Here is a 17146-nt window from a genome sequence, read left to right on the forward strand (position 1 = left end):
TCACCTCACCTGCACCGTGGCCGAATGATGCTCCGCGAGCCGGGGCATCGGCTCCGCGAGCGTCTCGTGGAAGAAGCCGCGCAAGAGGTTCTTCGCCACCCGCGCGCGGTACCACGCCGAGCCTCGGTGGTCGGACAGCGGCTTGAAGTCCTCGTCCAGCAAGGCGAGCGCCTCCTCCACCGTGGCTTCCGTCCAGGGACGGCCCACCAGCGCGGCCTCGGTACGCCGGGCCCGCGAGGGCGTGGCCGCCATGCCTCCGTAGGCCAGCCGCGCCTCGGCCACCTTCCCCTCCCCGTCCACCACCACCCGGAAGCCCGCGGACACGGCGCTGATGTCCAGCTCGCGCCGCTTGGACACCTTGTACGCGAGCGCCCTCGTCCCCTCCGGCTGAGCCGGCACGTCCACGAAGGCCAGCACCTCGCCACGCCCGAGCGCCGTGCGCCGGTAGCCCTGGAAGAAGTCCTCCAGCCGCACCCGTCGCTCCCCTGCCCGCGAGTGCAGCACCACCTCGGCCCCCAGCGCGAGCAGCACCGGCGCCAGGTCTCCAATGGGCGAGGCGGTGCACAGGTTGCCCCCCACCGTCGCGCGGTTCTTGATCTGCCGCGAGGCGAAGTAGCGCAGCATCCGCTCCAGGGGCGGGCACGTGGCGCGCGCGTAGTCCTCCAGGTCCGTCAGCCGCACCGTGGCACCCAGGCGGTGCCCGCCGCCGCGCGGCTCCAGCACGCGCAGCTCGGAGAGCGCCTCCAACGACACCAGCAGCGGGGGCTCCGCGTAGCGCTTCGTCACCTCCAGCGACAAGTCCGTCCCGCCCACCACGAAGCGGGCCTCCGGGTGCTTGTCCAACACGTCCCAGAGGGCCTCGAGCGAGCCGGGGGTGAAGAAGCGTTGGGCGCCGGCCGCGTAGGCCAGCTCCATGGGCTCGGGCTGCGTCTCCGCGAGCGCACGAGCGAAGCGATCCGGAGGACGAAGGCCGGCCACCTGGCCCGCGGCCTCACGGATGGGCCGGTAGCCGGTGCAGCGGCAGAGGTTGCCGCACATCTGCGCGTCCAGCTTCCAGGGCTCATCCAGGTCGCGGCGGTGGCAGGCCTCCAGCATCGCCATGGTGACGCCAGGGGTACAGTAACCGCACTGCGAGCCCAGCTCGCGCGCCAGCGTCTCCTGGACGACGTGGTACTTCCCGCCCTCCTTGAGCGCCTCCACCGTGTACACGCGCTTGCCCTGCACCATGGGCAGCAGCACGAGGCACGCGTTCACCGAGCGCAGCGCGGGGGCTCCCTGGCCATCGTGCTCGAGCACGGCGACGCTACAGGCCCCGCAGTCGCCCTCGGCACAGCCCTCCTTGGTACCGGGCAGGTGGGCCCTGTCACGCAGGTAGCGCAACAGCGTGGTGGTGGGAGAGAGCCCCGTCTCCTCGACGGGCCGGTCATTCAGGAAGAAGCGCAGGCGTTCCATGGGCCTCCCCCGGTCCACCCTCCACGGGAAGGCCGGGGGTTCAGCCTACTACGGTCCACGTCGGGGGTGCTGCCCCGACCAGGACGTGCCGGAAGTGCCCGCCACCTGACGGTTCAACCGCGCAGGGTAAGGAGCGCCACCAGACTCACGAGGAAATAAGGGACGAGGCCTCCGGCCCCCGCGTAGTCCTTGGCCATGCGCTGGCCGAAGAAGAGGGCCACGAAAGAAAGCCCGGAGAGGGCCGCGCCCCACATGGCGACCCGCGTGGCGCCAGAGAGCACCAGGAACACCAGCCCGACCGCGCTCACCGCACCAGCGGCCAGCTCCAGCACCGTGAGGGTGGCCAGCAGCAGCGGCACCATGCTGCGCAGCGGGCTTTTGGCGAAGTGTCCGGTAAGCCACCCCAGGTTGCCCTTCCAGTCGATGACCTTGTCCAAGCCAGACTGGAGGAAGGTGATGGCGAGAAAGAGGGCGCACAGCGCCTGAACGAGCCAAAGGGGGAAGAGGTTCGAGTCGAGAGGCGGCATGGGCGCGCACTCTAACCGGCCTGCCTGCTTCCCCAAGCACCAAGCAGGGGAGCCCAGCGGATGGCTGGACGGCCCCTGCCCCTTCCTCCCACCAGGGATCGCCCCCATAGTGGGGCCATGGCCACTGAACAAGGAGCCCGGCGTGTCCTCGTGGGGCTCATCCTCGTCTCTATTGCCCTGCTGTTGCTAGTCGCCTCCCCGTTCTTCAACGCCTTCTTCCTGGCCGCGGTGCTTGCCGGAGCTTTCCAGGGCCTGCAGCGGTGGTTGACGCAGCGCTTTCGGGGGAAGAGCGGGCTGTCGGCCGGTCTCATCTGCGTAGGCACCGTCCTGGCCCTCCTGGCGCCTCTGGCGGCCCTCACCGCCTTCATCGTCTCCCAGGTCATCGAGGGGGTGAACTTCATCTCCACCACGGTGCAGCAGCGGGGATTGCAGGGACTGGTGACCTACGTCCCCGGTCCCCTGAAGGATCACGCGGGGCGGCTGCTCGAGCGCTTCCAGTCAGAGAGCGCCGGGGTGTGGCAGACCCTCCAGGAGCAGTTGACCACCCGGGGCGCCACGGCGGCCCAGACGGTGGGCGGAGTGGTGGCGACCACGGGCTCGGCGGTCTTCCAGACCGTCATGATGCTCATCGCGCTCTACTTCCTGCTGGTGGATGGAAAGCGACTTGTCGCGTGGATGGAGAGTGTGTCTCCCCTCAAGCGAGGGCAGACGACGGAGCTGCTGAACGAGTTCCGCCGCGTCACCAAGTCCGTGCTGGTGTCCAGCGTGGCCACCGCGGGTGTGCAGGCGGTGGCGGCCCTGGTGGGCTACCTCATCACCGGTGTGCCGGTCCCCATCTTCTTCGCGGCGGTGACGTTCTTCTTCGCCCTCATCCCCGCCGTGGGCGCCGCCGTGGTGTGTCTGGCCGCCGCCCTGCTGCTGCTCGCCACCGGCCACCCCATCGCCGCGCTCATCCTGGCCGTCTGGGGCGTCGTCGTGGTGGGGCTCTCCGACAACGTCGTCAAGCCCATACTCGCCAAGCGCGGCATGCACATGCACGGCGCCATCGTCTTCTTCGCCCTGCTCGGCGGCCTGGCCGTCTTCGGCGCCATTGGCCTGCTCCTGGGGCCGCTCATCGTGGCCTTCTTCCTCGCCGTGGTGCGCATCTACGAGCGCGACTACGGCCGGCCCTCCCCCCGCCCTGGAGACCCGGGCACCCCACCGCTGACCAAGCCCGCCTTGGCGGAGCCCTCGGTGCCCGAAGGCGAGGAGTGGGAGGCCTCCGGGTTCCACACGAATGGTGGGGCGGACGAGCACCGCCACTGAAGCCTCAAGAAGGGGCGCCTCTAGGACTCCCGGGTGTCACGTGCGCCCGGGAGTCCTCACGTCTTCTCGCTGGGACTACGGCTGGACGCCAGCGCCCGTCACAGTGAGCGTGTAGCTGCTCATCGCGCCCGCGTAGCCCACCACCTTCACGTAGTAGGTGCCCGCGGCCGTGGCGGAGTAGCTGCCCACCTCCGGGTTGCTCGAGGAGTAGCCGCGCGCCGCGTACAGGTTCACGTCATCCGGCGTGTACAGGTACCAGTCCAGGTCCGCCACCCCGGGCATGACCAGCCGCACCGTGACAGTACCGGGCGAGGTCACCGTGAACTTGAACCAGTCCACGTCCGTGTTGGTGGTGAGGGCCCCACTCACGCTGGTGCCCGCCGCCACCCGCCCGTTGGCAGTGGCCGCGGTGTCGTTGTTCTCGGTCTCCTGCGTGATGACGGTCGTCGGATCCGGCAGAGGGGTAGACGAGGTGATGGCGAAGGCCGCATCGCTCACGTCGGTGACGGCCACGTTGGCCGCATCGCTCACCCGCACCTTCGCCGTCGTGGTCACCGAGTTCGGGACCGTCCAGGTGTAGCTGCCCGCGGAGGCCGGCGTGCTGGCGGAGATGACGTTCCACGTGCTCCCATCCGTCGTGTACTCGAGCTTCACGTTGCTCACGTTGCTCGACGTCCAGGTCAGGGTCCGGCTGCTGCCCGCCGTCCAGCTCTCCCCGCCGTTGGGCGCCACCACCGTCACGCTCCCCACAGGGGTCGGCTCATCGCCACCCGGGATGAGGAAGTCCTTGATGACGGCCATGTGCTGCATGTTCGACGCGCCGCTGTCACCCGACAGCGCGGGGGAGATCTCCGAAAGGGGCGAGTACACACGCGTGTCCACCACCAGGCCCGCACTGAACGAGCTGGAGCCAATGACCGTGGCCGTCTGGTAGGCGCGCAGGTCCGAGTCCACCAACACGTGGTCGTACGGCTTGGTGCGACCGGCGTTGGTGCCTTCCTTGCCGTTCCGGTCCGCCGGGTGCGGGCCGCTCGTGGTCACCACCTGGCTGAACGTGGAGAGGCAGCTCTCGGAGCGGCTGTCGGTATTGAAGTCACCGCCGATAGCCAAATAGTCCCCCGCGGGGATGTTGGCCTTGATGTATTTGACCAGGTTGGTCGCCTCGGTGTTGCGCACGGTGCTGCCCGAGGTGAGCAGGTGCACGCTCACGACCCAGAGATCCTTGGGACCCGGCACGTCAATGCGGGCCCACGCGAAGTCCCGGTTGCTCACCTGCGTGTCGGTCCACTCGCCCGAGGCGATGATGGGCCAGCGGCTGATGATTCCGTTCGGAATCTGCGCCCCGCCCTCGCGGTAGTAGTAGAAGCCCGGTCCAAAAGCCTCATCCACGAAGCTCCGGATGGCGGCAGCCGAGTTGTTGCCGTAGTTGAACTCCTGGATCATCACCACGTCCGGCTTCGTGCCCTGGAAGATGCGGGTGCCGTGGCCCGGGTCGTAGCTCTGGTTGTTGCCGCTGGTGATGTTGGCGGCCATCAGCCGCACCCGGACATCGGTGAGCGAGGCGCCATTGAACGACACGCTGTTCTGCGTGGGCTCCAGCGAGTCCACGGAAGAACCCTCACCGCACGCGGCGAGCACCAGGGTGAGCAAAGGGACCAACAACCAGGAGCCGAAGCCAGCGCGCTTCGAGGGAGGTAACTGATGCATCAGCGACTTCCTGCCCGCAGCGGGCGGGCGATTGAGGGGTACAGCGGCCCCATCATCGTCCATTTACCCCCTGTTGTCCCGCAACCCTACTGTGAAATTCCAGTATGGCTCGCCGCGACAGCGGACAACGCGACGAAGAGGTAGCGCAGCCCCTTGCCCAGTGTGACGAAGCCGACGAAGGGCCCCCAGCGCACTCCCACGAGGCCGGCGGCGAGGACGAACACATCTCCCACCACGGGGATCCACGCGAGGGCGAGCACCGGGGCGCCCCAGGTGGCCAGCCGCGCCCGGGCTCGCTCCAACCGGGGGCCCTCGCTGGCACTTCGGCGTTGCACCCAGCGACCCACGGGGCCCCCTCCTCCGCGTGCCACCCAACGGCCCAGCAGATAGACGGTGAGGGCCCCGAGCACATTGCCCCCGGTGGCCACCGCCACGGCCGGCGCTGGAGGAACCCCTCCATAAATGAGCGCGGCCAGCACCGCCTCGGAGGGCGCCGGCAGCACCGAGCCGGCCACCAGCGCCACCAGGAAGAGCCCCGGCAATCCCCATTCGGCGAGCGTGGACGCGTCCGGCATCGTGGCGCGCACTCTACAGAGGGTGCTCCCCGCCCGCCCCCTCTCCTGTCGGGAACAGGAGCCTGGCGGCAGGTGTCCCGTCACAAACAGGGTGAGTTCCATCATCCTCCAAGGGCGCAAAGCAGTCCGGCGCAACAACCGCCCATCAACCTTGGTGGGGCCGGGGGGAATGTATGAGCGCGGCAAGGAAACAGAGCGTCCTGGTGTGCATGGTGCTCGCCGCAGTGCTGGGTGGCTGCCTGCCCAAGCCCCACATCCAGCATTTCACCGCGACCCCTCCGGTGGCCTGCCCCGGCGACGAGGTCACGCTCCGCTGGGAGACCAACGGGCCCGTCCGCATCGAGGCCTTCCCCGAAATTCCCGCGCTCGGTCGGAAGGACAACACGGGGACCCAGACCGTCACCATCAGCGGACCCACGCGCTTCCACCTGGAGACCTCCCGCGTCTTCGGCCTCAAGAAGGAGCTCACCGAGAGCGAGGTGCTCTCTCCTCCGAAGGACCTCGAGTACGGCGTCGTCGATGCCGAGGGTCGGAGCCAGTTCACCTGCTCGGAGCAGACGGGGGCCCTGGAGTCCTCCTTCCAGCTGGACGGCAGCCACCTCTCGCCCAACGTGCGCCTTGGGCAGGTGACGAACATGAACGCGCGCCCCCTGGTCATCGGAAAGGGAGAGACCTCCGAGACGGTACGAGAAGGCGCGAAGGCACCCGGCTTCGAGGGACAGCCCGCCCAGGGACTCTGGCAACTGCGCGTCCCGCTCGACGCGGGCGAGAGCTGCGAGGACGCGCTCGAGTCAGTGGATGGCCGGTTGATCATCAAATTCCAGCTCGCATGCCCGAGGTGAAGCCATGGCCGCGCTCGACGAAATCCGGACGATCGTCATCCTGATGCAGGAGAACAGGTCGTTCGATCACATGCTGGGGCACCTGTCTCTGGAGCATCCGGAGTGGGATGTGGACGGACTGCGCAACCCCGACACCGAGCCGCGCTACGCCAACTTCTTCGCGCAGCGCTTCTTCCGGCCCTTCCTCATCCAGGACGAGGCGTTGGTCATCCGGGATCTCCCCCACAGCCGCTACCACGTGAACATGCAGATGGCGCGGAGCCGCAGCGGCAAGAAGTTCCGGATGTCAGGCTTCGTCGAGGCGTATGTCGACTACACCCAGCATCGAGCGGGGGAGCACTCGCCCCCCATGGGGTATTTCGATTCGCGCGGAGCCTGGATGACGTCCTTCCTGGCCAGGGAGTATTGCGTGTGCGATCGCTGGTTCACGCCCCTGCCCACGGACACGCAGCCCAACCGCTGCATGGCCTTCACGGGAACCACGCTGATCGACGACACGGGCTCGCGGCTCATCGAGCACCAGGAGCACGTCTTCGACTGGTTGGACAACGCCCAGAAGAAGAACAAGAGGAAGGTCCGCTGGCGCGTCTACCATGACGGGCCGCCCTTCTTCCTGCTGTTCGGGCGGTTCCACGAGCTGGTGGGGGCGAAGTACCGCCCCATCAGCGAGCTCGCGCACGACATCCAACACGAGCCGGCAGACGAGACGCCGGAGGTCATCTTCATCGAGCCGCGCTACTTCGACTTCTTCTGGTCGGACGAGCCGCCCAATTGCAACCATCCGATCGCACGTGTCTGCCATGGCGAGCTGCTCCTGCACCGGGTCTATACGGCGCTTACGAGCAACCCAGACAAGTGGGCGCGGACGCTGTTCATCCACACCTACGACGAGCACGGCGGTTTCTTCGACCACGTGCCACCGCTGCCCATCGACAACCTGAAGCCGCCAAACGCGAAGTACACAGAACGCTTCACAACGACCGGGCCGCGGGTCCCCGGCCTGCTCATCTCCCCCTGGGTACAACCCGGGAAGGCCTTCCACGGCAACCTCGACCACACGTCCATCCTTCAGTTGCTCGCCGAGAAGTTCGGGTCAGGCCCAGAGGGTTACTCGGACTCAGTCACGCACCGAAGAAACCAGGAGCAGGGAATCCGAAGCGTGTCCGAGGCACTCGCGAACGCACCCGCCCTACGGCCCGTTCCCGCCGTGGCGCCACATGCGTGTCCTCCGGTGCCCTCGATGAAGCGGCAGCCCAAGGCCCCCAACGAGCGCGCCTTCCAGGAAGCAGCCCGCGAGCTGCTGAAACACGAGGGGCCCATCGCCACAGGAGCGAAGTACCCCGACCTGATCGGAGCGCCCCTGACGCCGCCCGCTCCCTGAGTCACGCTGCTCCAGCGTCCAACTCCTGTTGCGTGGGAATGCGGATCAGCACGCGCAGCGCACGCCTGCGGTTGTATCCCACGGAATAGAGGCCGTTCCCGATGGCGACCACTCCAGGAGCTGGAGGCTCGGATTGAGTCTCCACCCAGGTCTCCGCAGCATCCCGAGTCGAGAAGGATTCAAGCGGACGTGAGAGTCTCGAGGAGCGGAGAGTCTCCAGGTACGCCTCGAAGCCGTGGTACTCCCCCACGTGCATGACGAAGTGCAAGGCAATTCTGGCGGTTCGGATGGCCTCGAGTTCCTCGGGTGAGGAAATACGCTGCTCCAACTCGAAGAGGTGGAAGCAGGTCCACTTGAAGAAATCGAAGAAGTCGAAACTTGCACCGAGGCTCGGCTTGGGAGGACTCACCTGCTCCTCGGCCTCTTCACCGCTCTCCTCGTCCCCTTCCATCTGCGCCAACTCTTCTTTGGAGGGAAGGCGGAGCAACTTCCGGTGCTCGAGCTCTCGTGAGTAAGCAACGGTATAGAGAACATCCGCGGCTCTGATGGTGGCCCCATGGGGCGGAGCGGGGTGATTCCGCAGCCAACCATCCGCTTCATCCTTCGTCGCAAAAGAGAGGACAGGGGTCAGAGGTGCCGTATCGAAGCTCTCGGCATAATCCGAGAACTCACCTGCCTCTCCCCTTCCGCTAATGAAGTGGAGAGTGAGCATGCAGTTCTCGAGCGCGTCACGTTGCTCCGAAGTGGATGCATGCAACGCCACCTCTTGGAGCAAGGACAGGGTGTTCTTGATGAGATCGGGTTTCATGTCGCCACGAGAACTGGCGCGAGCAGCCAATAACCAGACGTGCAGATTCGTGTGGAGCAGCGCATGGGCGTGTGCCCCGGGCGATATGCCACAGCCCTGCCCCGAGACCAACGAAATGCAGCGCCCCTCACGCTGCGGCGGCGTGGTCCAACGAGCGCCAGGTGCCCAGTGCCCAGTCCTGCTCCTCGGGGTCGTCGAAGCTGACGACACACAAGGCCCGGTGCGTGCCGGACTCGCACAACGCCGTGAGCCGGCAATCCCCCGGCTCCACGTGCAATGTGGCCCGCCCACTCACCCGCTCCCCTTGGTGCTGGAACTCGTACGCCATCTTCTCCTCGGGACCCGGCGCAATTCCTCTCACGTCATCCAACGGAACGAAGCGCACGCTGCGGCGGTGATCTCTCGCCACCCAGCTCCCGTCCGCCAGGCGTTCCTCCGCCAACGAGCCCGGAATGCGAATCTCCCAGCCCTCGGGCAAGGTCACCTGCACCGCACCCCGCCGGTAGCCAATGAGCGGACCCGGAGGCGCAGCAATGGCTCGCCGGGAGACCTCCTCCGCCAACGTTCCCCCAATGCCGAGGTAACCCAACACCTGCTGCCACTCGCGCCACGGGTAGGCCAGCTCTGGCTCCTCCCGCCACGCCGACTCCAGCAGCCGCGCCACGTCTCGGAAGAGGTGGCGCTCCTCCTCGAGCAACGGTGGACGCCACACCATCTCCGTCCAGATGCGGCTGAGCGCACGGCCCAGCTTCGTCGAGGCGCCCAGGCCCGGCTCCCACCACGGGAAGATGTCCTGGCCCCGCTGCGGATCCTCGTGCACGGCGCGCAGCCACTCCTCGTTGCGTGGGCCCAGCGGCGTCAGCAGAGCACCGGGGTACTCGAAGCCGTGCCCAGCACGCAGGGAGAGCGCGGCCCCCGAGTGGCCCTGTCTCCGAAACTCCAGCGCCCGCTCAGCCATGCTCTTCAGCCAAGCGAGCATGCGCGGGGCAATCTCGCTCGCGTCGCCCGTATGGAAGTACCCCGTAGGGTCCCCCACTCCCGCGACGGTGAGGGCCGGGTCAGCCCAGTCCACCTGAAGCGCATCCCCCAGTGCATGGAGCAGATCGCAAAGGTAGCGGTGGTAGCCGGGCCCCACCATGGAGGTATTGGCCGAGACGACGACCCGCCCCTTGCCCGCGGCCACAATGGCCACCTCCTCCGCGGCCGGATGCAGGCGCAGGAACAGGATGGGACCCTGCGGGCCATCCACCGTGCGCGAGCTCTCCAGCAGCACCTCCGCCGCTTCATGGACCCAGCGCTCCACCCGCCGCAGCCAAGGCCGAGGAGCCTCGGGCGCGTTGAAGAGCTCCTCTCTTCCGTACCAGCCTGCCAGCAGCAGCTTCACTCCCATCGCGTCCACTCCTCTCCCACGAGCGGGGCCTCCATCTCAACGCAACGGGTGGAGTGGGGGGAATATGTCTCCGAACACGCGGCAATCCACGCTTCCGTGGTGCGGAGCGCTAAGGGCAAGGAGCCGGACGGGCGCTCGGAGCGCCTCACGACCAACGGAAGTGGTAATCGACGTCGAGCGGCGCCAGACGGTGCCCCTCCACGACGAGCTCCCGGGCCGTCGAGCGATCCATCGCGGCGGTGAGGACGCCCAGGTTGTACTCCAGGGGCATGAAGTCCCGGCGCACCTTCATCCGCGCCTCCTTCTCCCCGAGCCGCTCCACGGTTCGCTCGCCATAGCTCAGCGAGACCCGGAACGAGTTGGGAAAGCTCGCGAGCAACCGCTGGGGATCATCGCCCGCGAGCGCCACCATCGTCTTGCCCACGGTGGACTGGAGGAAGTCCTCCGTGGCGCGCCGCCCAAGGAGGCGCAGCACGGCGTCCCTTCCCCCCTGTGTCGGGCCGAGCAGCTCCGCGGCGGTGAAGACGGCCTTGAGCAGGTCCGTCACCGGGTAGCTGAAGAAGTCCACGAACCGCTTCTCCCCGGCGGCCACGAAGCACTTCCTCCGCGCCTCCTCGCCCCCCAATGCGAGCACCGCCTCGAACAGGCCGTTGAAGAACATCCCGCGGCAGGTGTCCGCGGGAGTGGCCAGGGTCAGCAGTTGCTCCAGGCCGGGAGCGGGAATGGGGGCGGCGGTCACGATAGGTGCATTAGAGCGCAAAACTCCGTGCACCGGGTCACGCCGTGCGGATGGATGCGGCCCCCTCCAGTCCCAGCTCAACCACAGCTACTTCCCTCATGCGGAATTTCTGGATTTTTCCAGTCACCGTCATGGGGAACTCGTCCACGAACTTCCAGTAGCGGGGAATCTTGAAGGTGGAGATGCGGCCCGTGCAGAAGCGCACGAGCTCCTCCTGGGTGAGCGAGGTCCCGGGCTTCGTCTTCACCCAGGCCATCACCTCCTCGCCGTACTTCTCGCTGGGCACGCCGATGACCTGGGCCTCGCTGACGCCCGGGTGCGTGTGGAGGAACTCCTCAATCTCGCGCGGGTACACGTTCTCGCCGCCGCGGATGATCATGTCCTTGATGCGGCCGACGATTCTCACGTAGCCGTCCTCGTCCATGGTGGCGAGATCGCCGGTGTGCATCCAGCCGGCCGCGTCGATGGAGTTGCGGGTGGCCTCGGGGTTGTTCCAGTAGCCGAGCATCACGCTGTAGGCCCGCGTGCACAGCTCGCCAGGCGAGCCGCGAGGCACCACCGCGCCCGTGGCTGGCTCGACAATCTTCACCTCCACGTGCGGGTGCACCCGGCCCACGGTGGAGACGCGCTTGTCCAGCGGGTCGTCCAACGCGCTCTGCGTGGACACGGGCGAGGTCTCCGTCATGCCGTAGCAGATGGTGACCTCCCGCATGTTCATGCGCGACTGCACCTTCTTCATCACCTCGATGGGGCACGGCGAGCCCGCCATGATGCCGGTGCGCAGCGAGGAGAAGTCGAACTCGCCAAAGCGCGGATGATCCAACTCGGCGATGAACATGGTGGGCACGCCGTAGAGCGCGGTACAGCGCTCGGCCCCCACCGTCTGCATCACCGCGAGTGGATCAAACGCCTCGGCCGGAATCACCATGGTCGAGCCGTGGGAGGTGCAGGCCAGGTTGCCCATCACCATGCCGAAGCAGTGGTAGAAGGGCACGGGGATGCAGACGCGGTCCTCGGGCCCGAGGCGCAGCGCCTCGCCCACGAAGAAGCCGTTGTTGAGGACGTTGTGGTGGCTGAGCGTGGCGCCCTTGGGAAAGCCCGTGGTGCCGGACGTGTACTGGATGTTGATGGGGTCGTCGAACTGGAGCGAGGCCTCACGCGCCGTGAGCAGGCTCTCGCTCACGTGGGTGCCATTCTTCAGCAGCAGCTCCCAGTCATCCTCCATCACCAGCGCGACGCGCAGCTCGGGGCAGCGCGGGCGCACCTCCTCGAGCATCTTCCGGTAGTCCGTCTGGCGGAAGCCGCGCGAGAGCAGCAGCACGCTGGTGCCGGACTGCTTGAGCGCGTACTCCAGCTCCGCCGACTTGTAGGCGGGGTTGAGGTTCACCAGGATCGCGCCAATGCGGGCCATGGCGTACTGGGCCACCACCCACTCGAAGCGGTTGGGAGACCAGAGCCCCACCCGGTCCCCCTTCTCCACGCCAAACGCCAGCAGGCCCAGGGCCACCCGCGTCGTCTGCTCCCAGAGCTGGCTCCACGTGGCGCGGTAGCCCTGAGAGACGACGACGAGCGCCTCGCGATCACCATGACGCTCGACGGTGCGGCGCAGGTTCTGGCCGATGGTCTCCCCAAGCAGCGGGGTGGTGCTGGTTCCGTGGACGTAGGAAGGAGAAGGCATGGCCGATGATGTTCGCGAGCTGGCCCGGCTCGCAAGCACGTCTCCCTCAACGCACCGCGCAACTTTTGCGCCTTAGTCGCAGCGGTAGCAGAGCGTCCGTGAGCCGCTCGACACCCACGGGGCGGCGTAGTCCTGGCAGACCTTGTCGGGCCGAGCCTGGAGCTTCCGGACGACGTCCACCAGGGGCGTGTGGTTGTCATCGGAGATGCGCTGGTAGCCTTCCCAATCCCCCGCGGAGGCCTCCCAGAAGACACAGAAGCCCGGCCCCTCCCGCACCGCGCCGCTGCTGAACAGCGGCCAGTGTCCACCGGTGGCGGACCAGTTCTCTGGCACCCAGCCCAACGCAACGTTGGAGAAGTTCGCCCGAGGCCAGGAGGGAGTCAGCAGCCCACCGAAGCGTTTGCCCTCGTCATGCAGCACCCGCCGGATGATCGCCGTCGCTCCGCGATCCTCCAACGCATCGAGCGTCTGGAAGGGCGGTGCTCCACGCACGCGCTCCCGGTAGCTCGACTCATAGGACTCGTAGGCCCGGCCCCACCCACGCGTCACCTCGAAGAGCCCGATGGCGACAAGCACGGCCAGTGCGAGATCCCAGTACCATGCGCGCACCAGCCCCTTCTGGAACACCGCCCCCATCCGGATGCTGGTGACGAACAGGGCCACGCACAGCAGCAGCACCACGGCGTGCAAGCCGTACTTGAGGAAGTAGTAGTCAATGGGCAGCCCCGCCTTCCTGTAGGCAAACTGCACCAGCGCGCTGGCCCCACAGAACAGCACGGCGAAGTCGATCAACCGCCGCTCGACGGAATCCTGCCGGGGGGAGAGGAAGCGCACGACCAGGAGCCCCACCAGGGTCCACCACTGCACCCGCAGCGCGCGCTCGTGCGAGTGGGCCACGATGGCGCCGGGGACCTGCGCCAGGGGAAGGAGCCGCGAGTACGCGTACGCGGCGGCCCCGAGGAACACGAGCCCCACGAACCAGACCCCCCAACGGTACTTCGGGCCGAACGAGCGGAAGCCCTCCACCAGAAGGAGCACCCCGCCCGTGAAGAGGAAGTCCCCGAGGTTCAGCCCGTAGGTGAACCGGTAGAACACCGTGAACACGGCGAGCGCGCCGCAGCGCCCCCAGACCGAGCGCGGAAGGCCATAGGCGAGCCACGCCAGCACGAGGGTCACCAGCCCGAAGAGATGGGGATAGAAGCCATCGGCCTGGTGGTAGTGCAGCCACCGCAGCAGCAGGAACCGCCATGCCGCGACGGTGGCCACCAGCAGGACAACCTGCGCCGCCACCTGCGCGCGACCCGAGTGCCAGAGCCGCCCGGCGACGGACTCGACTCCCGCGGCGAGCGCCACGGCGATGACCATGGGCACGAGGTAGAAACCGGCGCGGAAGCTGGTGAACGCGTCCAGGCCGAAGAGCCACTCCAGCCCATACGTCAACGTGTGGAAGAGGATGAAGCCCTGGTAGACGCCGGGCTCGTGGGAGACGAAGTCGGCCCGGAGCGCAGCGTGGTTGCCGGCGTCCCCTCCCCCGACCGTCACCAGGCCCTCCATGGCGGGGATGCCCAGCATCCGCCACGTCACGCCCCACACCGTGGCGAGGTAGAGCCCCTGGAGAAGCACCAGCGGCACGTGCGTGGGCCAGGGCCGCTCATGCGAGACCCCCTTCCACGTGAGCCCAGCCGCCCCCGCGAGGCCCACCAGGGCACCCACCCACAGGGGCAGGCCCAGCGCCGCCCGCAGCACGCCCGCCAGGGCTCCTGGCAACAGCAGCCACAGGAGCAGCAGGAAGAACAGCGTGCCGAGCCCACGGGGTGGCACCGGCAGAGAGGAGGAGGGCTTCGCGTTGACGGTGTCCACCGGCGGCGCCCTATACCAGACCGGACCGTGTGTCGCATCTTCACGCACAGCGCGTGTGAGCATCCGAGCCCATCCCCTCTATTGCCCGAGGGGAGTTTCTCGGCGAGAAGGGTGGCCATGGAAGCAGGGACCCTCATCATCCTGCTGGCCTACAACGAAGAGGCCTGCATCGCGGATGTCGTCGCCGAGCTCCGGCAGGAGCTGCCCGGCATCGACGTGGCCGTGGTGGACGACGGCTCGCGCGACGAGACGGCGGAGCGGGCCCGGAAGGCGGGCGCCCACGTGGTCCGTCACCCCATCAACCTCGGGGTGGCCGCGGCCGAGGCCACCGGCCTGTTGTACGCGCTGCGCCACGGGTACTCGCACGTGGTGCGCATGGATGGGGATGGCCAGCATGACCCGCACAGCGTCCCCGCGCTGCTGAAGGCCCTGGAGCAAGGCGCGGAGCTGGTGGTGGGAAGCCGCTTCGCCGGAGTGGCCAGCTTCCGCTCCACGTGGCTGCGCCGCTTTGGCAGCAAGCTCATCTCCGGACTGCTCTCGTCGCTGTGCAAGCAGCGCATCACCGACCCGACGTCCGGCTTCCGCGGCTTCGGCCCCAGGGCCATGCGCTTCTTCTCCACGCGCTTCCCGCATGACTACCCGGAACCGGAGAGTGTGCTGATGGCGTCGCGGCAGCACTTCCCCATTGTGGAAGTGCCCGTGAAGATGCGCTCGCGGCGCGCGGGGGAGAGCTCCCTCACCGCCTGGCGGTCGACGTTCTACATGGCCAAGGTGTCCTTCGCGCTCTTCATGGAGCGCTTCCGGGCGGTCTGAACATGAGCCGCTCCAGCATCATCGTCCTCATCTTCTCGGCCGCGTTCGCCCTGGCCGTCCTGCTGTCGGCGCGTCGCCGCCGCACGTCGGAGCACCACACCTTCAGCTGGCTGCTCGTCTCCGTGCTGACGGCCTCCCTGGCGCTCTGGCGCAATGTCATCGACGCCCTCTCCAGCGCGATGGGCATCTACTACCCCCCCTCTGCGCTCTTCGCGATCGTGTGCGGCGGGTTGCTCTGGCTCCTCTTCCGCTTGAGCCTCCAGGTGGCCGAGCAGCGCAAGCAGATCCAACGCCTGGCGCAGGAGCTCGCCGTGCTGTCCGCGCAGCACCCGTCCCCGGCGGAGCGCGTGCCCCCGGAGACTCCAGGCTCGGCGGGTTAGAAGGACTTCGAAAAGTTGCAAACGGGGAGTTGGAAACAACAGGACATGCGGATATCTGCATATCATCATGTCGGCCGCTGCATCCCTCGAAGTTCAACAGGCCTCCCGCCTCTTCAAGGCGCTGGGGGATGAAACCCGTCTACGCATCGTGGCGCTGCTCTCCCACGGTGAGCTGTGCGTCTGCCACCTGGAGTCCGCCCTCGGGCTGACGCAATCCACCACCTCCCGCCAGCTCAGCGTGCTGCGTGCGGCCGGCGTGGTGGAGCCTCGCCGGGAGGGGAGCTGGGTCTACTACCGGCTCGCTCCCCAGCTCGACGAGGTGTGCAAGCAGCAGCTCAAGGCGCTCGTCAGCACCTTCGGCAAGCAGGAGACGCTCCGCAAGGACGTGGAGCAACTCCTCGAGACTCGAGGGCCCGGCTCCTGCCGGTGAGCCTCGGCCCTCCACCCGCCCCTTCTTCTTCCACGAGGTACCTCTCAGTGTCCGACGCCATCGTCAAACGGCTCTCCTTCATCGACCGCTACCTGCCGGTATGGATCTTCACCGCCATGGGGCTGGGCATTGGCCTGGGGCGGGCCTTCCCCGACATTGGGGCCCGGCTGGACATGGTGAAGCTGGATACCGTCTCCCTGCCCATTGCCATCGGTCTCCTGTGGATGATGTACCCGGTGCTGGCGAAGGTACGTTACGGAGAGCTGGGCCGGCTGCGCTCGCGCGGCAAGCTCTTCGGCGTCTCGCTCTTCCTCAATTGGGTAGTGGGACCGGTGCTGATGTTCGCCCTGGCGTGGGCGCTGCTGCCGGATCTGCCCCACTACCGTACGGGGCTCATCCTCATTGGCCTGGCCCGCTGCATCGCCATGGTGCTGGTGTGGAACATGCTCGCCTGCGGCAGCACTGAGGTGGCGGCGGTGCTGGTGGCGCTCAACTCCGTCTTCCAGATTCTCTTCTACTCAGTGCTTGGCTGGTTCTTCATCACCGTCGTCCCCGGCTGGCTCGGCGCGGAAGGCACCGCGTTCGACGTGTCCATGTGGAGCATCGCCAAGAGCGTACTCATCTTCCTCGGCGTGCCGCTGGTGGCGGGGGCGCTCACCCGCCTCGGGCTCACCCGGCTCAAGGGAGAGGAGTGGTACGAGAAGAAGTTCCTTCCGCGCCTGGCGCCCACCGCACTGCTGGGATTGCTCTACACCATCGTGCTGATGTTCGCGATGCAGGGGGAGAAGATGACGCGCCTGCCGCTGGACGTGGTGCGCATCTCCATCCCGCTGATGCTCTACTTCGTCATCATGTTCGCCTCCGCCTTCTTCCTGTCGCGGAAGATGGGCTTCAGCTACGAGGAGACGGCCTCGCTGTCCTTCACGGCGGCGGGCAACAACTTCGAGCTGGCCATCGCGGTGGCGGTGGGTGTCTTCGGCATGGCCTCGGGCGAGGCGCTGGCGGGAGTGGTGGGCCCGCTCATCGAGGTGCCCGCCCTCATCGCGCTCGTCTATCTCTCCCTGTGGTTGCGGCGCCGGCTCTTCCCGGAGTCGGAGTCCGTCGTCTTGCCCCGCCGCTTCGAGAGCAAGGCCACCCCCTCCGACGCGTCCGCCTCCCCTCCCGGTGAGGCACGGTCGTGACGCCTCGCGCCCCCTTCAAAGAGCTCTTCTCCTGCACGGGCAACTCGGCCCGCCACATCGGTGCGGGGAACTCCTCCA

The 17146-nt window shown here is 67.5% G+C and carries 16 protein-coding genes; 7 read left to right on the forward strand and 9 right to left on the reverse strand.

From position 1 onward, the window contains the following. Positions 1-1452 carry a xanthine dehydrogenase small subunit gene (gene xdhA, locus F0U60_RS40365; RefSeq protein ID WP_395807852.1) on the reverse strand — a complete coding sequence of 484 codons (1452 nt, stop codon included), beginning with the start codon at positions 1450-1452 and terminating at the stop codon, positions 1-3. A gap of 113 nt (positions 1453-1565) precedes the next feature. Then, positions 1566-1979: a DoxX family protein gene (locus F0U60_RS40370; protein ID WP_395807854.1), complete on the reverse strand. Its 414-nt coding sequence runs from the start codon at positions 1977-1979 to the stop codon at positions 1566-1568. 117 nt (positions 1980-2096) lie between these two features. Here F0U60_RS40370 and F0U60_RS40375 point away from each other — a divergent pair, with 117 nt between their 5' ends. Next, the gene (locus tag F0U60_RS40375; RefSeq protein ID WP_395807856.1) at positions 2097-3284 is read left to right on the forward strand and encodes an AI-2E family transporter; all 1188 of its coding nucleotides are present in this window, start codon (positions 2097-2099) and stop codon (positions 3282-3284) included. A 75-nt stretch (positions 3285-3359) separates the two neighbouring features. Here the strand turns inward: F0U60_RS40375 and F0U60_RS40380 are convergent, their stop codons facing one another. Together F0U60_RS40380 and F0U60_RS40385 are read right to left on the reverse strand one after the other, a co-directional pair. Continuing rightward, the gene (locus tag F0U60_RS40380) at positions 3360-4991 is read right to left on the reverse strand and encodes a pre-peptidase C-terminal domain-containing protein (protein WP_395807858.1); all 1632 of its coding nucleotides are present in this window, start codon (positions 4989-4991) and stop codon (positions 3360-3362) included. An 86-nt stretch (positions 4992-5077) separates the two neighbouring features. Continuing rightward, entirely contained in the window at positions 5078-5566 is a 489-nt protein-coding gene (locus F0U60_RS40385) for a YqaA family protein (protein ID WP_395807860.1), read from the reverse strand. 173 nt (positions 5567-5739) lie between these two features. Here F0U60_RS40385 and F0U60_RS40390 point away from each other — a divergent pair, with 173 nt between their 5' ends. Then, complete coding sequence (locus tag F0U60_RS40390; protein WP_395807862.1) at positions 5740-6408, forward strand: hypothetical protein; 669 nt, start codon at positions 5740-5742, stop codon at positions 6406-6408. A gap of 4 nt (positions 6409-6412) precedes the next feature. Further along, the gene (locus tag F0U60_RS40395) at positions 6413-7789 is read left to right on the forward strand and encodes an alkaline phosphatase family protein (RefSeq protein ID WP_395807864.1); all 1377 of its coding nucleotides are present in this window, start codon (positions 6413-6415) and stop codon (positions 7787-7789) included. Position 7790: 1 nt separating this feature from the next. On the opposite strand, the gene F0U60_RS40400 is transcribed toward F0U60_RS40395, so the two are convergent. The 5 genes from F0U60_RS40400 to F0U60_RS40420 form a co-directional block, all read right to left on the reverse strand. Beyond that, a complete protein-coding gene (locus F0U60_RS40400; RefSeq protein WP_395807866.1) occupies positions 7791-8597 on the reverse strand; it encodes a hypothetical protein in 807 nt (268 codons plus the stop codon). A gap of 127 nt (positions 8598-8724) precedes the next feature. Beyond that, positions 8725-9987, reverse strand: coding sequence for a hypothetical protein (locus F0U60_RS40405; protein ID WP_395807868.1), 1263 nt, complete (start codon positions 9985-9987; stop codon positions 8725-8727). Positions 9988-10132: 145 nt separating this feature from the next. Continuing rightward, positions 10133-10726: a DUF2378 family protein gene (locus F0U60_RS40410; RefSeq protein WP_395807870.1), complete on the reverse strand. Its 594-nt coding sequence runs from the start codon at positions 10724-10726 to the stop codon at positions 10133-10135. 37 nt (positions 10727-10763) lie between these two features. Then, positions 10764-12404, reverse strand: a complete 1641-nt coding sequence (locus F0U60_RS40415) for an AMP-binding protein (RefSeq protein ID WP_395807872.1) — start codon at positions 12402-12404, stop codon at positions 10764-10766. Positions 12405-12476: 72 nt separating this feature from the next. Beyond that, positions 12477-14327: a hypothetical protein gene (locus F0U60_RS40420; protein ID WP_395807874.1), complete on the reverse strand. Its 1851-nt coding sequence runs from the start codon at positions 14325-14327 to the stop codon at positions 12477-12479. Between the two features lie 54 nt (positions 14328-14381). On the opposite strand from F0U60_RS40420, the gene F0U60_RS40425 reads away from it, so the two are divergent. The 4 genes from F0U60_RS40425 to arsB all read left to right on the forward strand — a co-directional run bounded on the left by F0U60_RS40425 (position 14382) and on the right by arsB (position 17068). Beyond that, entirely contained in the window at positions 14382-15077 is a 696-nt protein-coding gene (locus F0U60_RS40425) for a glycosyltransferase family 2 protein (protein WP_395807876.1), read from the forward strand. A 2-nt stretch (positions 15078-15079) separates the two neighbouring features. Then, positions 15080-15457 carry a DUF2304 domain-containing protein gene (locus F0U60_RS40430; protein WP_395807878.1) on the forward strand — a complete coding sequence of 126 codons (378 nt, stop codon included), beginning with the start codon at positions 15080-15082 and terminating at the stop codon, positions 15455-15457. A 67-nt stretch (positions 15458-15524) separates the two neighbouring features. Next, positions 15525-15887 carry an ArsR/SmtB family transcription factor gene (locus tag F0U60_RS40435; protein ID WP_395807880.1) on the forward strand — a complete coding sequence of 121 codons (363 nt, stop codon included), beginning with the start codon at positions 15525-15527 and terminating at the stop codon, positions 15885-15887. A 47-nt stretch (positions 15888-15934) separates the two neighbouring features. Continuing rightward, positions 15935-17068 (forward strand): ACR3 family arsenite efflux transporter, encoded by a 1134-nt coding sequence (gene arsB, locus F0U60_RS40440; protein WP_395807883.1) that lies wholly within the window; start codon positions 15935-15937, stop codon positions 17066-17068. The last annotated feature ends 78 nt before the right edge of the window (positions 17069-17146 follow it).

It is taken from the genome of Archangium minus, assembly GCF_044360475.1.
Lineage (GTDB): Bacteria > Myxococcota > Myxococcia > Myxococcales > Myxococcaceae > Archangium > Archangium minus.

What these genes read in the sequence shown, in the direction of transcription:
- xdhA (WP_395807852.1), bottom strand. Translation starts at nt 1,452, where the DNA reads ATGGAACGCCTGCGCTTCTTCCTGAATGACCGGCCCGTCGAGGAGACG.
- F0U60_RS40370 (WP_395807854.1), bottom strand. Translation starts at nt 1,979, where the DNA reads ATGCCGCCTCTCGACTCGAACCTCTTCCCCCTTTGGCTCGTTCAGGCG.
- F0U60_RS40375 (WP_395807856.1), top strand. Translation starts at nt 2,097, where the DNA reads ATGGCCACTGAACAAGGAGCCCGGCGTGTCCTCGTGGGGCTCATCCTC.
- F0U60_RS40380 (WP_395807858.1), bottom strand. Translation starts at nt 4,991, where the DNA reads ATGCATCAGTTACCTCCCTCGAAGCGCGCTGGCTTCGGCTCCTGGTTG.
- F0U60_RS40385 (WP_395807860.1), bottom strand. Translation starts at nt 5,566, where the DNA reads ATGCCGGACGCGTCCACGCTCGCCGAATGGGGATTGCCGGGGCTCTTC.
- F0U60_RS40390 (WP_395807862.1), top strand. Translation starts at nt 5,740, where the DNA reads ATGAGCGCGGCAAGGAAACAGAGCGTCCTGGTGTGCATGGTGCTCGCC.
- F0U60_RS40395 (WP_395807864.1), top strand. Translation starts at nt 6,413, where the DNA reads ATGGCCGCGCTCGACGAAATCCGGACGATCGTCATCCTGATGCAGGAG.
- F0U60_RS40400 (WP_395807866.1), bottom strand. Translation starts at nt 8,597, where the DNA reads ATGAAACCCGATCTCATCAAGAACACCCTGTCCTTGCTCCAAGAGGTG.
- F0U60_RS40405 (WP_395807868.1), bottom strand. Translation starts at nt 9,987, where the DNA reads ATGGGAGTGAAGCTGCTGCTGGCAGGCTGGTACGGAAGAGAGGAGCTC.
- F0U60_RS40415 (WP_395807872.1), bottom strand. Translation starts at nt 12,404, where the DNA reads ATGCCTTCTCCTTCCTACGTCCACGGAACCAGCACCACCCCGCTGCTT.
- F0U60_RS40420 (WP_395807874.1), bottom strand. Translation starts at nt 14,327, where the DNA reads ATGCTCACACGCGCTGTGCGTGAAGATGCGACACACGGTCCGGTCTGG.
- F0U60_RS40425 (WP_395807876.1), top strand. Translation starts at nt 14,382, where the DNA reads ATGGAAGCAGGGACCCTCATCATCCTGCTGGCCTACAACGAAGAGGCC.
- F0U60_RS40430 (WP_395807878.1), top strand. Translation starts at nt 15,080, where the DNA reads ATGAGCCGCTCCAGCATCATCGTCCTCATCTTCTCGGCCGCGTTCGCC.
- F0U60_RS40435 (WP_395807880.1), top strand. Translation starts at nt 15,525, where the DNA reads ATGTCGGCCGCTGCATCCCTCGAAGTTCAACAGGCCTCCCGCCTCTTC.